Below are 1,502 nucleotides of genomic sequence, written 5' to 3' on the forward strand. Positions count from 1 at the left end.
AAAAAATGAATGAGTTTATTCAAATGATGATGCAGGATGTTGAAAATGAGTAATGCGGTTCCTGTTCAATCTTCCGTCACACCAGGTGTTGTTTTAAAAACGAAATTTGTGTTGCCAAGTTCGGATGCTTTTCAAAACTATATTGATTATGTAGATCGGGAGGAAGCGAAAAGTGAAGTGAAGCTGAATCCGAAAATGTTCGAAACGTATCAAGACTACATGGGAAATTCAGAAAAGACATCGGCACTATTTACGGAACACGCAAATCGTTTAACAGAAAGTGAAAAAAAGTCCTTAAAGGAAATGTTTAAAACCGCTCATGAGAATGGAAGTATCATGTGGCAAGATGTCATTTCTTTTCATAATCCCTGGTTAGAGAAACAAGGAATTTATGATGAGAAAACAAAAACGTTGGATGAAAAAAAGTTAATGGATGTAACACGGCTTGCGATGAAGGAAATGCAAAAAAGAGAGGGGTTGGAAAAAAGCTCTATCTGGTCGGCAGCCATTCATTTTAATACGGATAATATTCACATTCATGTGGCAACTGTTGAACCATTTCCAACGAGAGAACGTGGTAAAAGAAAACCAAAAACATTAGATGCGATGAAGGGTAAAGTCGTAAATAATTTGTTAGATCGTAAGCAGGAACAAAAACAAATTAATGATCTAATTCGAAACAATATGGTGGGAAGGAAAAAAGAAGATTCCGTTTTTGATTGGCGTAATCAACATTTGAAACCATTGTTTTTACAAATCTATAAACAGTTACCAATTGATAAAAGACAGTGGCAATATAGCTACAATACGATTCAACCATTAAAGCCGCAAATTGATGAATTAAGCAGTCGGTATATTCAACATCATCATAAAAAAGATTACGATCAGTTTCTCCAAAAGTTAGATAAAGAAGTGCAAGTTTTTAAAGAAGCATATGGGGAAGGAAAGTATGATAAGAAGCAATATGAAAATTATAAAACAAATAAAATCAGTGACCTGTATAAACGAATGGGGAACGCCTTTTTACAAGAAATGAAGGCATATTATAAAGAACAAAAAAGAATCCATCACATGAAAAAATCAAAGTCATTTCGAAAATTTCAGCAGAATGTATCTATTCAATATTCTATGAGAAAAGTGGAAGGCGCTTTTAAAAGTGAATACGAAAGCTGGAAGAACCAAAAGTATTATGAGCGTATGCAAAAAGAAACCGCATATCAAAATGAGAGGGGTTATTAAATGAAAGACTTTCGCATGCAAATTACATTGGATGAGGAAACAGATACGTATATTAAAGATTACATGGAAGAACACAACATCAGATATAACGGTGAAGCAATTGTTAGGATTTGTAGAGAACATCAGGCATCCAAAAATACAGAATGGTCATTGAATTATATTTCCGAAATTGTATCAAAGAATTTACACGATGTGTTGAAAAGTGAACTAACAAAAATTCGTCTTGGTGCAAATAGTGCGGATAGAAATACGCAAATTTTAAT

At 33.6% G+C, this 1,502-nt stretch carries 1 protein-coding gene and 1 pseudogene; both read left to right on the forward strand.

Going from position 1 to position 1,502, the window contains the following annotated elements:
• Positions 1–45 precede the first annotated feature (45 nt).
• Positions 46–1,239, forward strand: a complete 1,194-nt coding sequence (mobP2, locus tag BM089_RS30435) for a MobP2 family relaxase (RefSeq protein ID WP_090979244.1) — start codon at positions 46–48, stop codon at positions 1,237–1,239.
• Positions 1,240–1,502 (forward strand): annotated as a pseudogene (locus BM089_RS30440) (hypothetical protein); the annotation flags it as partial.

The organism is Bacillus sp. 5mfcol3.1 (assembly GCF_900114335.1).
Classification (GTDB): Bacteria; Bacillota; Bacilli; order Bacillales; family Bacillaceae_G; genus Bacillus_A; species Bacillus_A thuringiensis_S.

What these genes read in the sequence shown, in the direction of transcription:
- mobP2 (WP_090979244.1), top strand. Translation starts at nt 46, where the DNA reads ATGAGTAATGCGGTTCCTGTTCAATCTTCCGTCACACCAGGTGTTGTT.